Below are 18072 nucleotides of genomic sequence, written 5' to 3' on the forward strand. Positions count from 1 at the left end.
TGAGAAGACAAAGGCAATTGGAGCTCTTTCCAACTTGTCTTTGTTTTTTTAGGAAACAAAATAAGAGGTCCCTGAAATGTGGAAATTAACGGAATTTTATAATAAGATTAAAGCCGAAGTATGTAACTTTTGTTTAGGATTGACGACTATATTTATGAACGGATGTGGGGAAATGAAGGATTCCGTTTTCCACGATCTTTATGAAAAATATCATCAGGAAATATATCAATTCATTTTTTATATGACTAAAAATCGAGAAACCGCTGAAGACCTTGTTCAGGAGGTCTATATCCGGGTGATGAAGGCCTATGAACGCTTCGAAGGAAAAAGCAGTGAAAAAACGTGGATGTATTCGATTGCAAGAAATGTGACGATTGATCACTTTCGCAAACAAAAAGGGTGGAAAGACAAAATCTTTCCCAATTTTGATTGGGATAGGCAATTGCTAAAAGATGAAGAGCCCATTCCCGAAGAAGTGGCAATAAAGAACGATGAAATCCAAGATATTTATCAATGCTTAAACCGGTGTACCACGAATCAAAGATCCGTCATCATTTTACGATACATTCAGGGATTGTCCATTACGGAAACTTCTGAAGTATTGAATTGGAGTGAAAGTAAGGTAAAAACGACCCAGCACCGTGCTTTGAAGGCGATTAAAAAGTTGATGGAAGATTTATCAGGAAAGGAGGGCCACCGCATTGAGAAGATCCCGTTGGAAAGAAAGCGAAATTGAAGACATGCTACGCGAGCTTCCGAAATTAAAAGATGACCGAACCAAGGCAGAGGTGTTTGCGAGAATACATGATAAAAAGAAAAAGAAACACTGGATACCTCTATTTGCGGGTGTCGCCTCCTTATTCTTGATGGTTGTTTTGGCATCATCGTTAATTATTGAAAAAAAAGGAACGACAAATCGAGAAGGCAGTGGCAGCAGTGGGAAATTATCTCTATCTGAAAGTAACGAAATGGTAGATCTTGAACGTCAGGATGCAAGTAACAAAGAAAATCTTTCAGAAGATAAACAGGAAAATCAAGAGTTTTCGAGTAACCAAGCGAAAATCGAATCCAAAGACAAGTTTTCAGAAATGGAACCCCGAAAAGGGGAAAAGGATAAAACATTTGAACAAGCGATCTATCAAGAGGACCTTAAAAATGCATCGATCATTACGATGGGCGTCCCAGATGATCAAATGAATTTCATCGTTCCCATTTCAATTAAACTCAAACATTATGATGAAAGTGATACACTGAATCAGTTAGTTAATCAAATGTCCGATATCGATGAAGCGCAATATGGGCTATCTGACTATTTTCCACTTGATATAAAGATTAGCCAAGGAAACGATACAACCACTGCTCATATTGACTTTCCGGAAAAAAGCCAACTATTGGATGAAGATACACTGTTTCTTCATTCGATGGAAGAAACGCTTTCCTATAATAATATAGAGAAAATGACATTTTCCACAGAGGGTAAGCAAGGTGCCAGGTTTGCGCATGCGGGATATTTAAAGGAGGTGGATATACCTCATCAAAAAAATCGCACATACCTTCTTTACCAAAGGGATGAGTCCACTCCAAGGTTCCTTGTTCCAAGTAATATGGGTTATCGGGACTTTGAGGAGGCGCTGCAAGCTGGAAAAGGGGAGGCGGACATCGAGGGAGTTTCACCTGCAATCCCGCATGACCTGAAATGGGAAAGGATAAGCTCTAATGGAGACCTTGTGATCATTCACCTATCAGATCAAGCTGCTATTGAAAATAGTGAGGAAACCCTTCAAGCTTTAGAAGCCATACTCTTCATAGCTAAGGACTTTGGTTTTGAAAAAGTGAAGTTTGAAAATGCTCCTATTGAAGAGGTTGGCCAGCTGAATTTAACTGAAGACATATTGGTGCCCGAAGCACCGAACCAAGTAAATTAAAACAGGAGCTAAATACTAAATGAGGGGGGGTGCCATATGATGGTGTGTTATGAACATCCTGCCTACGGTTGGCAAATTCCCTCTTGCACTAACAGAAAAAGTGCCCGCGATGACGGGCACTTTTTTTCTTCTTATAATGAAATACGGGCCATGAATGTAATTTCTTCTGTTTCCATTAAAAACTGTTTCATGTTGTCTTCTAATGGTAAATCGAAGCTCAAAACCATGATGGCTTCCCCGCCAGCTTTTTTTCGGCCAACCTGCATGGTGGCGATATTCACACCGTGATCACCCAGTACCTTACCTACGTTACCGATTACACCAGGTTTATCGGTATGCTGGATATAAAGTAAATTCGATTCCGGATGAAAGTCGATTTTGAAACCATTAAAACTTACAATACGAGAACCGTAATTTTCGATATACGTCCCACTTATTGTTAATTCACGGTTGTCACCTTTTACTTTAAGGCTGATCAAATTCGAGTAACCTAAAGAGTCCGTAGAGATTTTTTCACCAACGGTTATGCCACGCTCTTTTGCAATCAATAAGGCATTCACTTCATTGACTGATGCATCAACTCTTGATCTTAAAAAGCCAGAGATTAGACTTTTTGTAAGAATCGCTGTATCGAAATCCAAAGATTCTCCTGCATATGTAACGGAGATTTCCTGAATTCCTTCATTCAAGCACTGAGAAGCAATGGATCCCATTTGCTGAACAAGTTGATGGAATGGCTGTACCTTTTCAAACACTTCTTTAGATATGGCTGGAAGGTTGATTGAACTTGAGACTGGATTTCCTTCGAAATAGGTCAATACTTCTTGGGCAACCTGTACGGCGACATTTAATTGGGCTTCTTTCGTGGAAGCACCTAGATGCGGTGTAGCAATGACGCTATCCAGTTCAAGCAGTTTATGGCCAAGTGGAGGTTCTTCGACGAAAACGTCCAGTGCCGCCCCTGCAACATGCCCTTCAACTAACATTTCATATAAATCATCTTCGTCTAGAATTCCACCACGGGCACAGTTCAGTACATAAACCCCTTTTTTACAGGTAAGCAGTTTTTCTTTATTAATTAATCCTCTAGTTTCATTCGTTAGCGGTGTATGAACAGTAATGATGTCTGCTTTAGGAAGCAATTCATCTAACGGCAGGGCCGTTACGGACATTTTCTTTGCACGATCGACAGTCAGGAATGGGTCATAGACAATGACATCCATGCCAAACACTTTAGCACGTTTGGCAATTTCCCCTCCGATACGTCCAAAGCCAACTATGCCTAATGTCTTACCACGAAGTTCAGTTCCCGTATATGAAGAACGTTTCCACTCCCCATTTTTCAGTGAAGCATAAGCTTGTGGAATGTGGCGCATTAATGAAGCCATCATCGCGAATGTATGTTCAGCTGTTGAAATGGTGTTGCCGTCAGGTGCATTAACCACGACAATCCCGCGTTTTGTCGCCGCGGGGATGTCTATGTTATCAACTCCGACACCAGCGCGTGCTATAATTTTTAACTGCGGCATACGGTTCATTAAATCTTCCGAAACCTTTGTTGCACTTCTCACGAGAATTGCATCGATCTGATCAAGTTCGTTTGCAGCTTCCTCTACGGTCTTCTGAATGAGATGAATATTGGGTGCCTCTGAAAGCGGTCCGAGTCCTTCTGGTTTAATGGCGTCTGCTACTAAAATCCGATACACGTCTAAACACCTTCCTAGGAAAAATTATCTTAAATTTCAGTTAATTTTACAATTGAAATGCTGATTATGTCAATTTGGCTTATCTGAATGAAAGCGCTTAAACAAAAGATTTTCATCTGATCATTTGTTTAATGTCGCGATATAATTAGCTTCATCTTCTTTTGCGAAAAATTTTCGAATTGTCATATTGTAAATCCGGCATTTTTTTTCAGCCGTTCACTGCGTTCGATATTCTTCCTAAATGCATCAAATGAGAAAAATGCTATCAAAAAAAAGGTATTTCAGATATAATGGGAAGTATAAAAAATTTTATAGGTCTATCTTCGGGGCGGGGCGCAATTCCCCACCGGCGGTGATGAAGGAATTTCTTCTTCTAAGCCCGCGAGCCTTACAAGGCAGGATTTGGTGTGATTCCAAAGCCGACAGTATAGTCTGGATGGGAGAAGATGGAGGTTCCTGAGTGCGTTTCAACAGTTATTTGCTGAACGTTTGTTTGATGTAACCTTTAATTTATCCCTTTAATTCTATTGGAATTAAAGGTTTTTTATTGAGCATCAACATATTTTGGAACCCTAACCTCTTTTTCAGGTAGATCGGAAAAGAAGGAGAGAGAACTATGAAAAAGAACAAAGTGAAAAAAACGGTCACTCTTGCCATGATGGGAAGCATTTCTTATTTATTGATGCTTTTAAATTTCCCGTTTCCAGGATTCCCGTCTTTTCTCAATGTTGATTTTAGCGACATCCCAGCACTGATGGCGGCATTGATTTTTGGTCCGATGGCTGGAATTCTAGTCGAGTTCATTAAAAACCTATTGGATTTAGTCATGACAGGGACCTTGACTGCTGTGCCTGTGGGGCATATCGCTAACTTTATAGCCGGAATACTGTTTGTGTTGCCAACTTATTATGTATTTCAGAAAATCAATTCAAAAAAAGGGATGACGTTCGCCTTACTTGCGGGAACAGTCTCCATGGCAGTATTCATGAGCGTTTTAAACTATTTTGTTTTTTTACCGGCTTATACCTTCTTTATGGGATGGGATGCCATGTCGGCGCCCGAGTCAAGAAAGTTCGTTACGACGGCAATCTTGCCTTTCAACGTGATTAAAGGCGTGCTCATCACATCTGTATTCATGTTGCTGTTCATTAAATTACAGACATGGATCAATAAGCAAACATTATATTAAAATGCTTAATGGCATTGACGATAGAAATAAAAAAACAACCGGATATCCATATCCGGTTGTTTTTATGTCTGTTTTTTGGTATGAGAAGTTGTAATGCGACATTGACCAAAAGAAAAGCCATTCTCGATTGAAAATGGCTTGTACCTTTATTCGAATTTTAGTGCATCTCCGTCAAATGCCTCGTCAGCAACTTTAATGGAATCCGTTGGGCATCCTTCAAATGCATCCATCATGTCGTCTATAAGTACATCTGGAATTTCAACGATTCCCTCGTTATCGTCAAGGGTAACAAATGCAATCCCTTCGTCATCATAATCATATATATCTGGTGCCGCTGCTCCGCAAGCCCCACAAGCAATGCATGTTTCTTTATCCACAATAGTAAATTTAGCCATGAATATAACCCCTCCTAAGTTGATTAACAACTGATAATCTTTTTATTTCAGATTATTATCTCTTTCTTATTGTAAGACCGAATGCCAAACTTTTCAATAGAAATTGTATTGATAATAACTATCATGTAGCTGAATGTCAACGAAAAACATCGAAATAATTAACTTGGTTCCTTCCATGTTTCGTCATTTAGTCACATAATTTCCGTTGTATTCATCAATAATAACGGCGGTTTTTGCAGTTTTTTGTTACAATGGGTTTATTGGTTAAATGAAACAAGGATGTGAGTCCCATGAATAATTATCTACAGGCCATCATTCTATATGCGATAAAAAAATTTCAAGGTGAGCGCTCCATTTATGCTATATACCATATGCTGCAAGGTAAGAAATCGTCACAAACAATCCAAGATGCCCACTTATTCGGGTTAACGGATATTTTTGGGACAATACCTCGATTTACCCGTCAGCAATTAAATCAAAACATTGAACATTTACTTAAGCATGACTTGATTAATTTAACGGATAAACCAGATGCATATGAAATTAGTATGCAAGGAGAGGGAATGTTGGACGATTACTTTAAAAGTCATCCTTTTCCGGCGTATTTAAATGGTTGGAAGTATCACAATATCACCCCTGTTTTCTGGGGGAGGTTAAACTTACTCATTCAAACCATATCCCATATTGTCCACAATGAAAGACGTTTTTATCCGATACAACGAAATCCCAAAATCCAATTCTTCGTAAAGGAATTTTTACATGCCAATCGTCAGGATCGAGCGTTGATTGCCCAACATCTATATGATGAACTGATATCCCTTTTAGAAAATCAAAGTGATATGAAACGAGACATTTTCATTTTGAAAATAACAGGGATAAACAGGATTGGACTTACGTTTGAACAGATTGCAAAAAGGAAAGATGTAGAAGAAGAGTATGTTCGCTATACATTCCTTGACTCATTGCATCAAATGCTTGCAGAAATGGAAACGGGAAAGGATTACCCTCTCTTGTCCTCATTAACCAATGATTGGAAAAGAAGTGGTAATCCTCATTTGACACAATCTACAAAGACTACTTTACGATACATCCAGGAAGGGAAAAATCTCGGTGAAATAGCTGAAATCCGCAGATTGAAAGTCAACACCATCGAAGATCACCTCGTAGAAATTGTTTTATCGGAAAAAGATTTTCCGATTTCCGAATATGTGACAATCGAGGATGAGAGGGAAATTGCTGAAGCTATTAAGGAACTTGGTACGAAAAAGCTTAAAGCTATCAAGCAGATGGTCGATAATAAACAAATAAGCTTTTTCCAAATAAGACTTGTACTTGCGAAAATAGGTGAGAGATGATGAACATAGAACGAGTCCTCAAAGAAAAATTCGGATTTGATGAATTCCGTCCTGGTCAAAGGGAAGTGGTTGAATCATTGATGACCGGCCGTCATACCTTAGCGATGCTCCCGACCGGATCAGGTAAATCATTATGTTATCAGCTGCCGGCTTATCTTTTAAATAAGACTGTCCTAATTGTCTCCCCGTTATTATCTTTAATGCAGGATCAAGCAGATCAGCTGAAGATGAGTGGAGAAAAAAGTGTATTGACCCTCAACTCTTTTTTGACGCTTAATCAAAAAAGGAAAGCTTTCGATAGGTTACATAGTTATCGTTTCATCTTTTTATCTCCTGAAATGCTGAGCATCGATGATGTGATAAAATCCTTGAAATCCATAGAAATAGGTTTGTTCGTCATAGACGAAGCACACTGCATTTCACAATGGGGGTACGATTTCCGTCCGGATTATTTGAATTTAGGGGAAGTGAGGCGTGAACTGAACAATCCGTTGACTCTTGCCCTGACAGCAACTGCAACCGATGAGGTCCGGAGGGACATCGTTGTCAAACTCAACATTGGACAGGTCAAGGAAATGGTCTCATCCGTAGATCGTGAAAATATTGCCATTATTGTCGAGCGAATGTTCAGCTACGATGAGAAGCTAGCCCGTGTGCTGGAGCTTGTCAGGAAATTTACCGGAAGCGGAATCATTTATTTTTCCTCTAAAAAAGTGGCGGAATCGGTCGCTGGTTTTTTACAGGATAACGGGATTGTTAGTGTCAATTATTATCACGGCGGAATGGAACAGGAACAAAGGATGCTCATTCAGCAGCAATTCATTTCCGGCCAGTTGAAAATTATATGCGCAACAAGTGCTTTTGGAATGGGTGTGAATAAATCGGATGTCAGATATGTTATCCATTTTCATATCCCGTCCACGATGGAAGCATATCTGCAGGAGATAGGCAGGGCGGGACGAGATCGGAAACAAAGTGTGGCTGTCTTATTATATAGCGAAGGGGATGAAGGGCTTCCCCTGCATTTGATGGAGCAACAGTTGCCTACGGATTCGCAAATCGATGGTGTATGTTCTTTCCTTAATGCAACACAAAAGAATCTGGCGAATTTGACCCTTTCAGAAAAAGAACAGCTGTCGCAATCCTTTTCGTTGAACGAAATCCAGCTCCGTTTTTTTACCCAGTTCATAACTGGCAATAATCAGAATCAAGTGGCAGGGATGAAAGAGTATTGTCAAAAGAGGAAATCCAGGAATCAAGAAAAGCTGCATAAATTCCTTCACTGGATATATGCACAGGAATGTCGCCGTTTAGGGATACTGGACTACTTTGGAGAAAAGCACCGGGAAGTGAACCCCATCTGCTGTGATATCTGTGGGATGGATGCCGAAAAAATGGCTGATGTATGGCCGGAAGTCAAGGTGGATCCGGTCAATTCCTTTTCCAATTGGAAAAAGGAATTGGCTTATATCTTATTAAAGAAGGAAAATGGCAATGAAAAATAAGCAAGCTGAATTAATTAAACAACTTACAGATAAACAGTTGCTGTATAATTTGTTTCTTACACAAATTATTCTCTTAACGTTAGCCATCTTTTTAGGTATTATTTTATTTAAAGACCGTTCTGCTTTTTTCGATTTGTTTATCTTTGATGACCTGAATATTTTGCTGATTGGAATTCCCGCTGGAGTCATTGTCGTGTTATTTGACATATTGCTTATGAAAGTGACACCATCTTCCTATCAGGATGATGGCGGTATTAACGAACGCATTTTCAGTAATTTGTCTTACCCGATGATTTTTATCGTAGCTTTAGTGGTAGCGGTAAGTGAAGAAGTATTATTCCGTGGAGTGTTGCAAACACATTTTGGTTTGCTTCTTACGAGCCTCATTTTTGCAGCCGTTCATTATCGTTACCTTTTTAATTGGTTTTTATTTTTAAATGTTTTGGTTTTGAGCTTCTTTATCGGTTTTTTATTTGAAATGACTAATAATATCATCGTGACGATAACGGCCCACTTTTTGATTGACTTTATCCTTGGCATTATAATCAGGAACAAAAAGCAAAGAGGGTTTAGCAAGAAAGGGGGTGACTTGAATGAGCCGGGTGCAAAAGAATGAAAAAGAAAATGATCAGGCTGGTGAACTACGTTCGCGAATTGAACGTCAGAAGGCTAAGTCATCATTGCCCAAGCGTAGCAAAGTCCACCAGAATAAAAAGAAAAAAAGTAAAGTGAAGATTAAACTTCCAATGATACAATTATTAGCGTTATTTTTTATTTTGCTACCAATTGGATTTTACAGCCTTTATACATATCTTCAGGATAGGCCTTTACCTGTTAATGAAAGTGACCAAGTAGTCTTAAAAGAGGAAGATAAAGAATCGATTCCCACTACAGCAACGGCAGAGGGTTTAAAGGAAAAAGAGTCGGCAAAGGCTGAAGCGGAGAAGGGAAAAGAAGAAGCTGAAGAAAAGGCCAAAGCGCAGCAAGAAGCTGAAGAAAAGGCCAAAGCGCAGCAAGAAGCCGAGGAAAAAGCCAAAGCACAGCAAGAAGCTGAGGAAAAGGCCAAGGCGCAGCAAGAAGCTGAGGAAAAGGCCAAAGCGCAGCAAGAAGCTGAGGAAAAGGCCAAAGCGCAGCAAGAAGCTGAGGAAAAAGCCAAAGCACAACAAATAGCTGACGAAAAAGCAAAGAAGGCAGCAGCAGAAAAGAAAAAGGCTGCCGAAAATGTTCAAGCCGCGAAACCGGATAAAGAGGGATACAAAGTTGTCTTACATACTGTTCAAGGTGAAGAAACACTATTTCGCATTTCGATGAATTACTACAAATCACAGGAAGGGATTGCTCTGATCAAGGAGTGGAATGGGCTGAATGGCAATGAAATCTCCAAAGGTCAGGTATTGAAAATTCCGATCAAGAAATAACGATGGCACTCTGTCTTTATAGGCAGGGTGTTTTTAAAATTGTTTGACTTGGTTAAGTATGAAGGCAAACGTGACAGGTACATTATCATTTTTTCCTCTACTCTTTCATATCATGATTTGTAAGAGCAGAGGAGGAAATGCGATGGAATCGACAATCATTTTATTGGATGAGAAAACGGATCAAGCAACAAAACAAATGCTGCAAAATGTCGTGGATCGGAAGAGAAAATTCGAGGCACTTAAAAAGAAGCACCTTCAAAGCTTATGGGCAACCATGATTGTTGCTGCCCTTTTTATGATTTATCTTTATTTTTATATCGTTGTACCCTATTCCTATTCCTTTTTCAGTATGTTTAGTGTTTTCGTCGACCATTTTAGCCATTTCCTTTATTTGGCGGCGGCGATTGGTCTATATGGATATATGGTTTTAATTAAAAAAAAGCTAGATAAAGCTGAAAAGGAGTTTCAACTGCTACGCTGTGAAATCATCAATAAAAGTAAGCAATTGTGGGAAAAAGAGGAAGAATGGAAAAATCGCCATAAGGTTTTTGAAATGATGAAGAAGAATTATGATATTAACTTATATCATGAAAATAAATGATGAATGCGTTAAATGATATTTAATTGCGGGTAATATCGTTTTATGGTTATATGAAAGTACGTTTGGATAAGGATGGAAAGAAGGTTTAACTAAGATGTTATGGTTATCTGGATTATTTTTAATCATCATTCTGCTGTCATTTGCCACGATCTTTTACATGTGGCGTACGGCTATGCAAGATAGGGTGATTTCCCAAGACCTATATTTCAAAGACTTCCCTGAAGGCTTTGGCGATGTGCGGATTTTTTTTATATCCGATATTCATCGGCGGATCGTTGCGGATAAATTGATCGAGGAAACACGTGACAAGGCAGATTTGGTGATTATTGGCGGTGACATTAGGGAAAGCGGGGTCCCCTTAGAACGTGTGGAAAAAAATATATTGAAACTAAAAGAACTAGGTCCCCTTTATTTTGTTTGGGGTAATAATGATTATGAAGGAGACTTCCATGAACTGGATGCAACTCTTTTGAAACATGGTGTGAAGATCCTTGATAATACAGCTGTTTCTTTTGAGTCTCAAAATGGCAGCCACATCGCTCTTCTGGGCATTGATGATATATCGGAAGAACGTGATAGGCTTGACCTTGCCCTGTCGGATTGCGGGAATGAGGATTTCCGGATTTTGGTGAGCCATAATCCTTTGGTCAAGAAACAGTTGACTCCGGAACACCATATTAGTCTTGTCCTGTCAGGTCACACCCATGGCGGGCAGATTCGCATATTCGGATTCGGGCCCTATCAGATCGGAAGCATTAAAAAAGAGGAGGACTGTATATATATGACGAGTAATGGCTATGGGACAAGCGCAGTGCCTTTAAGGCTTGAAGCTAAGCCGGAAACGCACCTCTTCACCCTGAAAAGGGGTACAGAGACTGAAATAGGCGAAGCTGTGGAAAAAACCTATTAAGCTGCTTTTTATCGAGAATACCGGTATTTTAAGACCTTGAAAAATCCACCATAATTTCATCAAATGATCGTACAGTTATTGGAGGCCTTGTAAAACCATGCAAGAAGGTAAATATAATATAAAGGCAGTTTCAAAACTGCTGGACATTCAGTCGGGAACCCTTAGGGCATGGGAAAGGCGCTATAAATTCATCGAACCTGTCAGGAATGAATCGGGGCACCGGCTGTATACTGAAAAACATCTGCAAATCCTTAAGTGGCTCATTAATAAAACAAAGCAAGGTTTTACTATAAGCCAAGCCGTTTCACTTCTCGAAAGTACTGGCACTCTAGAGCCTGGAGTTCCAGAAACGAACCGTAAGGATGAGCAAGCGATTAAGTTATCGGATGAATTAATCGAAGCTCTATTGAATTTCAATGAAAATAAAGCCCATATGCTGATAGGCCAAGCATTCAGTATGTATACAATCGAACAAACCATAGTTGATGTACTCGGTTCAATATTGGTTCGGATTGGGGATAAGTGGGAAAGGGGAGAAATTACTTCCGCTCATGAACACTTTGCGTCGAACATAATAAAATCCAGGATCAGTTCAGTTATGCATACAATTCCGACTAATGGTTTTCTTCCGAAAGCCCTTACCGTTTGTGCTCCCGGTGAAAAACATGAATTTGGACTATTAATCTTTACCATTTTTTTAAAGCGGAAAGGGTATGAAACCATTTATTTAGGAGAATCCATTGCTGATAAGGACCTTTTCACCGTTTTAAACATCATAAAGCCCTCTTACCTATTCATGTCATGTTCACTGACAGAGAATCTTGCTGAAACATTTAAGCTGATTGAAGCGTTAACAAAGGATTTCCCGGATTTGAAGGTGGGTCTTGGCGGTGCGGCCCTCAGCCTTATTTCTGAAGAAGACCGAACTGCCTTCAGCGGAGTCTTAATGGGGGACACGCAAATGAAATGGGAGGAGTGGCTGAAAGGTTAGCTGCGGCCCTCTTAGGAGAAATAATGGATATGCACCCTGCGACCAAGGCTTCATATGATGTATGAAGATGGTAACCAGGGGGCATTTTTTTATGAAGCTGGAACGATTAACTAATAATAAAATCAAGATTTTTTTGACCCTTGATGATTTAATTGATAGAGGCATAACGAAAGAAGATATTTTAGGGAATTCCTTGAAGGTCCACAAGCTATTTCAGGATATGGTCGAAGAAGCGTGCGAAGAACTCAGCTTTAAAATGAGTGGCTCCATTGCAATCGAAATTTTCTCCTTGCCTGCGCAAGGGTTGATAATCATTGTGACAAAGGAAGAAGAGGAACTATTGGCAGACGAAGAGGAATTCTTGGATTTACAGGTGAAGATTGATGACTTCCCTCATATTCTGTATGTTTTCGATGACTTTGAAGATATCGTCCAATTATCTCATAGATTATCTTTTCAAGGTTTGCTTAAAAGTACCCTTTATCATTTTGAGGGTAGATACTATTTACTTATCGAAAATGTAAAAGACACGACTTATGACACGGTCATATCTTTAGCGGCTGAGTATGGCCATGCATCTACATTGACACTCAGCCGCATCAATGAATATGGAACATGTATAATCGAAAATGAAGCGATACATGTTTTGCTCACACATTTTAGCTGATGTAAAACAAATGAATCCAGGCAGCCACATTATGGTAAAAAAATGTGGTTTGCCTTTTTTTGTCTCAACTTTCGGCCGAAGAAGATATAGGGTAAAAGTGTAAGAAAGCAGTTGATATGATAACGTTTTCATTTTTAGAATATTTCCAACTTTTAAATTCCCATTTTTACTCTTGCATTAATGTAACGAAGGTGTATACTAGCACATGAAGAGGACTATTTGTACATTATAATTTTATATATGGATGAGATATTCTAGGAGGTACTTTTAATGGAATCGGCAAAAGGCAATAGCCATGTAAATGAAGAAGAAAAACACGACGTACTGAGGTCAACCCAAACTGTAATACATAAAGCTTTGGATAAGCTGGGTTACCCGGAAGAAGTTTTTGAGCTGTTGAAAGAACCTTTGCGTTTACTGACGGTGAAGATACCTGTACGCATGGATGATGGCTCGGTTAAAATTTTCACGGGTTACCGTGCACAGCATAACGATGCTGTTGGGCCTACAAAAGGTGGTATCCGTTTTCACCCTAATGTAACGGAACGTGAAGTGAAGGCATTATCCATTTGGATGAGTTTGAAATGCGGCATCGTAGATTTGCCATACGGCGGGGGTAAAGGCGGTATCGTTTGTGATCCTCGTAATATGTCATTCCGTGAGCTTGAAAGACTGAGCCGGGGCTACGTTCGAGCAATTAGCCAAATCGTGGGGCCGACTAAAGATATCCCGGCACCTGATGTATTTACAAATTCTCAAATCATGGCTTGGATGATGGATGAATACAGCCGTATGGATGAATTCAACTCACCAGGATTCATTACGGGTAAACCGCTAGTGCTTGGTGGTTCTCATGGCCGTGAATCAGCAACTGCTAAGGGTGTAACGATCTGTATCAATGAAGCTGCCAAGAAACGCGGGATCGATATTAAAGGGGCGCGGGTCGTCATTCAAGGTTTTGGTAACGCAGGTAGTTTCTTAGCTAAGTTCATGCATGACGCAGGTGCTAAAGTTATTGGAATTTCGGATGCATACGGTGCACTTCATGATCCTGAAGGATTGGATATCGATTATCTTCTCGATCGGAGAGATAGTTTCGGAACCGTAACGAAATTGTTTAAAAGCACAATTTCAAATAAAGAACTGCTTGAATTGGAATGTGATATTTTAGTCCCGGCTGCAATTGAAAACCAAATCACTGAAGAAAATGCTGCTGATATCAAAGCATCGATCGTTGTCGAGGCAGCTAACGGACCTACAACAATTGAAGCGACACAAATCCTAACGGATCGCGGAATCCTTCTTGTTCCTGATGTGCTTGCTTCTGCTGGCGGTGTAACGGTTTCTTACTTCGAATGGGTACAAAATAATCAAGGTTATTACTGGTCTGAAGAAGAAGTGGACGAAAAGCTGGAAAAAATCCTTGTGAAATCTTTCAATAACATTTATGAACTTGCACAATCAAGACGCGTTGATATGCGACTGGCGGCTTATATGATTGGCGTAAGAAAAATGGCTGAAGCTTCCCGCTTCCGTGGCTGGATCTAAAAGGATTCAAATCAGTATCAACATATAGTTAAAAATCATGTTCATTGCTTTATCATTGAAATGATTTGTAAAAACTCCTATCATGTATTGATAGGAGTTTTTATTTTTAGACGAACGTATTACATAGTGCATGGAAAGGCAGTGGAAAAAGATGAATGTTGAAGAAGTCATTATCATAGGTGGGGGCCCTTGTGGATTGGCTGCTGCGATCGCTCTTAAAGAAGTGGGAATACAGTCCCTGATCATTGAAAAAGGAAATGTGGTTGATTCCATTTACCGTTATCCGACACATCAAACTTTTTTCAGTTCGAGTGAAAAACTGGAGATTGGTGATGTCGCTTTTATAATCGAAAACCGTAAACCGGTCCGCAATCAGGCGCTAGCCTATTATAGGGAAGTAGTCAGAAGGAAAGAATTGCGGGTCAATAAATTCGAAAAAGTGGAAAAAGTGGAGAAAGGAGAAGATGGGAAGTTTTTGGTCAAGACATCGAAAGGGGACTATGCAGCTCTGCATGTGATCATATCGACCGGATACTATGATCATCCTAACTATATGTGCATACCGGGTGAACAGCTCCCTAAAGTGTTTCATTACTTCAAGGAGGGCCATCCCTACTATAATTGTGATGTTGCAGTCATCGGTGGCAAAAACTCAAGTGTGGATGCAGCTCTGGAATTGGTCAAATCAGGAGCAAGGGTTTCAGTCCTTTATAGAGGATCGGATTACTCTCCAAGTATCAAACCTTGGATTCTTCCGGAATTCGAATCATTAGTCCGCAATGGAACGATCAAAATGGAATTTAATGCGAATGTCGACAGGATAACGGAAGACAGCGTCGTCTATCATGTAGGTGATGAGGAAAAAGTCATTAAAAATGATTTTGTGTTTGCAATGACTGGTTACCATCCTGACCATTCCTTTTTAGCTTCAATGGGCATTACTATTGATAAGGAGACTGGAAGGCCTGCATATAACGAGGAAACGATGGAAACGAACGTTAAAGGTCTTTATATTGCAGGGGTTCTGGCAGCCGGAAATAATGCGAACGAAATCTTCATAGAGAACGGCAGGTTTCATGGTGGATTGATTGCCTATCATTTAGCTGTTAAAGAAAAGTGAATTATATAAATGAGGAGCTGTTACCGTATGGAAAAAATATCATTAATAACGACTGGTGGGACTATTGCCAGTAAAGAAACTGCGAATGGTATGTTGGCCTCTGGTGCATTGACTGGCCATGAGTTGGCATCCCTTTGCGAATTGCCCAGCGATATCGAGGTTAAAGTGGTTGATCTTTTCCAGATTTCAAGCATGTCCATGTCCTTTGAAAAAATGCAGCAGCTTAAATCAGCCATACAAAAGGAATTGGAGGATCCTGAAGTTACGGGAATCGTCGTGACCCACGGTACGGATACACTTGAAGAAACGGCATATTTCCTTGATGTCACGAGTAAAGATCAACGTCCAATCGTATTGACCGGCTCCCAACGCTCTCCTCAAGAGGTGGGCACCGATGTATATTCCAATCTAAGGAATTCGATATTATGCGCTGCGAGTGATCTTATTAGGGATGTTGGGGTAGTGGTCGTTTTTAATGAGCGGATCTATTCAGCAAAGTATGTCAAAAAAGTTCATGCTTCCAATTTACAGGGGTTCGAATCTTTTGGCTATGGATATTTGGGGATAATTGATAATGATGTCGTGAGCATCTATCAAAAACCTTTACATAGGGAGTGTTATGATATTCAGAATTGCATCCCAAGGGTGGATATCATCAAGTGCCATACAGGCGCTGACGGCCTTTTTATTGATGCTGCGGTTGCAAACGGTGCGAAAGGCATCGTGCTCGAGGGTGTAGGTAGGGGACAAGTTACCCCTGTAATGGTAACTTCCATACAAGCTGCACTCGATAAAGGAATAACGATCGTCATGACTACAAGTGCAGAAGAAGGAAAAGTGTACCCAGCTTATGATTATGAAGGCAGCGCATTTGATTTAAAACAACGCGGTGTGATATTAGGCGCTGATTATGACAGCAAGAAGGCACGAATTAAGTTAGCTGTCATGCTGGCAAGCGAAAACACAATAGATGAGACCTTCTTTAAGTACTGAAGGATTAAATAAAATTTGGAAGAGTTGATTCTTGGATTCAGTTTTTCTTCATTCCATGGTACGATTAAGGAAACGAAGATGAAAAGAGGGTCAGCTAATGCTGGTCATGTTTGCAGCGGCTATCGCGCCAGGATTGGCGCTACTGAGCTATTTCTATTTGAAAGATCAATATGAAACCGAACCGATATCGGTTGTGGTCAAAACATTTTTATTCGGTGTTTTTCTTGTATTGCCGATTATGTTCATACAGTATGTACTCGAAACCGAACAAATCTTGAATACTGATTTAGCAAATGCTTTTTTATGGGCTGCACTGCTTGAGGAATTCTTCAAGTGGTTCATACTCATTTATGTTATTTATCAGCATGTGGCATTCGATGAGCCATATGATGGGATTGTTTACGGAGCTGCAGTCTCCCTTGGATTTGCCACAATGGAGAATATTTTGTACCTGCTGGCCAACGGGGTGGAACACGCTTTTCTCAGGGCCGTTCTCCCTGTATCCAGTCACGCTTTGTTCGGAGTGATCATGGGATATTATTTGGGCAAGGCGAAGTTTTCGCCTTCGAATAATAAGGTCTATTTATTGTTGGCATTGATCATACCCATTTCATTACATGGGGTTTATGATTATATTTTAGTTTCCCAAAGATTTTGGGTGTACTTTATTATGCCATTCATGATTTATCTATGGTGGTTAGGCATGAAAAAAGTAAAGAAAGCACGTTTGTTGTCTGACTTTCACGCAGAAAAACTTTCACAAAATCACTACCTTAGCAAATGACGAATACTATTAAAAACGGAGTGCTGGCATATTTTGCCCGCTCCGTTTTTTTTATGTTTGGAATAAAAAAGCCAGTAAAGAAGAAAATAGAATTACATTAATTCAAGAAAAAGAGGAGTGTTTTTGATGAAAGGAATTTCGTCAAAATGGAAATGGCTTTTGCTGTTTTCGTGTATAACTATATGTTTCGGAATTTACCCGGAAACAAGAACAAATGCCTTTTCGGGCCAAGTCATTCAAAAAGGTGCGGTTGGAGATGATGTAATTGAACTGCAGGCACGCCTGCAAAACATCGGTTACTATAAGGGAAAGATTGATGGAGCCTATGGATGGGGCACTTATTGGGCACTTCGAAACTTTCAACAAGATTTCGGGCTTCCAATCGATGGTTTGGCAGGGACAACAACAAAACAGAAGTTGACGAATGCGTCTAATTTCAATAAAGCATTTGTTCATGAGCAGATCAATAAAGGAAACGATTTCACCTATTATGGGGGAGTCCCCATTGAACAACAGGTAAAAGCGAAAGGAAATGGAGGAACCGCTTCCGGAAAGGCTCCTCCCAAAACAACGACATCAGCCAATCTTCCAGGAGGTTATTCTCAAAATGATATACAGCTGATGGCCAATGCCGTTTATGGAGAGGCGCGAGGGGAGCCATATACAGGTCAGGTTGCCGTTGCAGCAGTAATCCTGAACAGGGTGGAAAGTGCTGCATTTCCTAATACCATTTCGGGAGTGATTTTTGAACCTGGGGCGTTTACGGCTGTTGCGGATGGACAGATTTGGCTTACACCGAACGAAAGGGCGAAAGAAGCAGTGGTGGATGCTATCAATGGATGGGATCCAAGCGGTAATGCAGAATATTACTTTAATCCCGATACGGCAACAAGCAAATGGATCTGGTCAAGGGAACAAATTAAAAGAATCGGAAAACATATCTTTTGTAAGTAAAGAGGTGAAGG

At 40.1% G+C, this 18072-nt stretch carries 18 protein-coding genes and 1 riboswitch; of the genes, 16 read left to right on the top strand and 2 right to left on the bottom strand.

Features of this window, described 5'->3' with window-relative positions; translation table 11 throughout:
• Positions 1–154: 154 nt before the first annotated feature.
• Together sigX and ACIQYG_RS16580 are read left to right on the top strand one after the other, a co-directional pair.
• The gene (gene sigX / locus ACIQYG_RS16575) at positions 155–736 is read left to right on the top strand and encodes an RNA polymerase sigma factor SigX (RefSeq protein WP_402840256.1); all 582 of its coding nucleotides are present in this window, start codon (positions 155–157) and stop codon (positions 734–736) included.
• Entirely contained in the window at positions 702–1925 is a 1224-nt protein-coding gene (locus ACIQYG_RS16580) for a hypothetical protein (RefSeq protein WP_402839863.1), read from the top strand. Before sigX ends, ACIQYG_RS16580 begins: the two co-directional genes overlap by 35 nt.
• A gap of 131 nt (positions 1926–2056) precedes the next feature.
• Here the strand turns inward: ACIQYG_RS16580 and serA are convergent, their stop codons facing one another.
• Positions 2057–3631 (bottom strand): phosphoglycerate dehydrogenase, encoded by a 1575-nt coding sequence (gene serA, locus ACIQYG_RS16585; protein WP_402839866.1) that lies wholly within the window; start codon positions 3629–3631, stop codon positions 2057–2059.
• Between the two features lie 315 nt (positions 3632–3946).
• A riboswitch (FMN riboswitch) is annotated at positions 3947–4083 on the top strand.
• Between the two features lie 164 nt (positions 4084–4247).
• Here serA and ACIQYG_RS16590 point away from each other — a divergent pair.
• Positions 4248–4820, top strand: coding sequence for an ECF transporter S component (locus ACIQYG_RS16590; RefSeq protein ID WP_402839869.1), 573 nt, complete (start codon positions 4248–4250; stop codon positions 4818–4820).
• A gap of 146 nt (positions 4821–4966) precedes the next feature.
• On the opposite strand, the gene ACIQYG_RS16595 is transcribed toward ACIQYG_RS16590, so the two are convergent.
• Positions 4967–5215, bottom strand: a complete 249-nt coding sequence (locus ACIQYG_RS16595) for a ferredoxin (protein ID WP_034308087.1) — start codon at positions 5213–5215, stop codon at positions 4967–4969.
• A gap of 290 nt (positions 5216–5505) precedes the next feature.
• Here ACIQYG_RS16595 and ACIQYG_RS16600 point away from each other — a divergent pair, with 290 nt between their 5' ends.
• The 13 genes from ACIQYG_RS16600 (at position 5506) to sleB (ending at position 18061) form a co-directional block, all read left to right on the top strand.
• Entirely contained in the window at positions 5506–6570 is a 1065-nt protein-coding gene (locus ACIQYG_RS16600) for a YpbB family protein (RefSeq protein ID WP_402839873.1), read from the top strand.
• Positions 6570–8075, top strand: a complete 1506-nt coding sequence (locus tag ACIQYG_RS16605; RefSeq protein WP_402839875.1) for a RecQ family ATP-dependent DNA helicase — start codon at positions 6570–6572, stop codon at positions 8073–8075. Before ACIQYG_RS16600 ends, ACIQYG_RS16605 begins: the two co-directional genes overlap by 1 nt.
• Positions 8065–8691, top strand: coding sequence for a CPBP family intramembrane glutamic endopeptidase (locus tag ACIQYG_RS16610; RefSeq protein ID WP_402839878.1), 627 nt, complete (start codon positions 8065–8067; stop codon positions 8689–8691). The genes ACIQYG_RS16605 and ACIQYG_RS16610 overlap by 11 nt, the downstream gene beginning before the upstream one ends.
• Positions 8669–9493 carry a LysM peptidoglycan-binding domain-containing protein gene (locus ACIQYG_RS16615; protein ID WP_402839881.1) on the top strand — a complete coding sequence of 275 codons (825 nt, stop codon included), beginning with the start codon at positions 8669–8671 and terminating at the stop codon, positions 9491–9493. Before ACIQYG_RS16610 ends, ACIQYG_RS16615 begins: the two co-directional genes overlap by 23 nt.
• Positions 9494–9635: 142 nt before the next feature.
• Positions 9636–10094 (top strand): YpbF family protein, encoded by a 459-nt coding sequence (locus tag ACIQYG_RS16620; RefSeq protein ID WP_402839883.1) that lies wholly within the window; start codon positions 9636–9638, stop codon positions 10092–10094.
• 94 nt (positions 10095–10188) lie between these two features.
• Positions 10189–11004: a metallophosphoesterase gene (locus ACIQYG_RS16625; protein ID WP_402839886.1), complete on the top strand. Its 816-nt coding sequence runs from the start codon at positions 10189–10191 to the stop codon at positions 11002–11004.
• 97 nt (positions 11005–11101) lie between these two features.
• Entirely contained in the window at positions 11102–11995 is an 894-nt protein-coding gene (locus ACIQYG_RS16630) for a MerR family transcriptional regulator (protein WP_402839889.1), read from the top strand.
• A 91-nt stretch (positions 11996–12086) separates the two neighbouring features.
• Entirely contained in the window at positions 12087–12662 is a 576-nt protein-coding gene (locus ACIQYG_RS16635) for a genetic competence negative regulator (protein ID WP_095389680.1), read from the top strand.
• Between the two features lie 270 nt (positions 12663–12932).
• Complete coding sequence (locus ACIQYG_RS16640) at positions 12933–14210, top strand: Glu/Leu/Phe/Val family dehydrogenase (RefSeq protein ID WP_048681753.1); 1278 nt, start codon at positions 12933–12935, stop codon at positions 14208–14210.
• A gap of 151 nt (positions 14211–14361) precedes the next feature.
• On the top strand, positions 14362–15330 hold the full coding sequence (locus ACIQYG_RS16645) for a YpdA family putative bacillithiol disulfide reductase (RefSeq protein WP_402839893.1): 969 nt from the start codon (positions 14362–14364) through the stop codon (positions 15328–15330).
• 27 nt (positions 15331–15357) lie between these two features.
• Positions 15358–16323 (top strand): asparaginase, encoded by a 966-nt coding sequence (locus ACIQYG_RS16650; protein ID WP_402839896.1) that lies wholly within the window; start codon positions 15358–15360, stop codon positions 16321–16323.
• A 97-nt stretch (positions 16324–16420) separates the two neighbouring features.
• Entirely contained in the window at positions 16421–17107 is a 687-nt protein-coding gene (gene prsW, locus ACIQYG_RS16655; protein WP_402839898.1) for a glutamic-type intramembrane protease PrsW, read from the top strand.
• A gap of 126 nt (positions 17108–17233) precedes the next feature.
• Positions 17234–18061: a spore cortex-lytic enzyme gene (sleB, locus tag ACIQYG_RS16660; RefSeq protein WP_402839901.1), complete on the top strand. Its 828-nt coding sequence runs from the start codon at positions 17234–17236 to the stop codon at positions 18059–18061.
• Positions 18062–18072: the final 11 nt, after the last annotated feature.

The organism is Peribacillus sp. NPDC096622 (assembly GCF_044762665.1).
GTDB lineage: Bacteria > Bacillota > Bacilli > Bacillales > DSM-1321 > Peribacillus > Peribacillus frigoritolerans_B.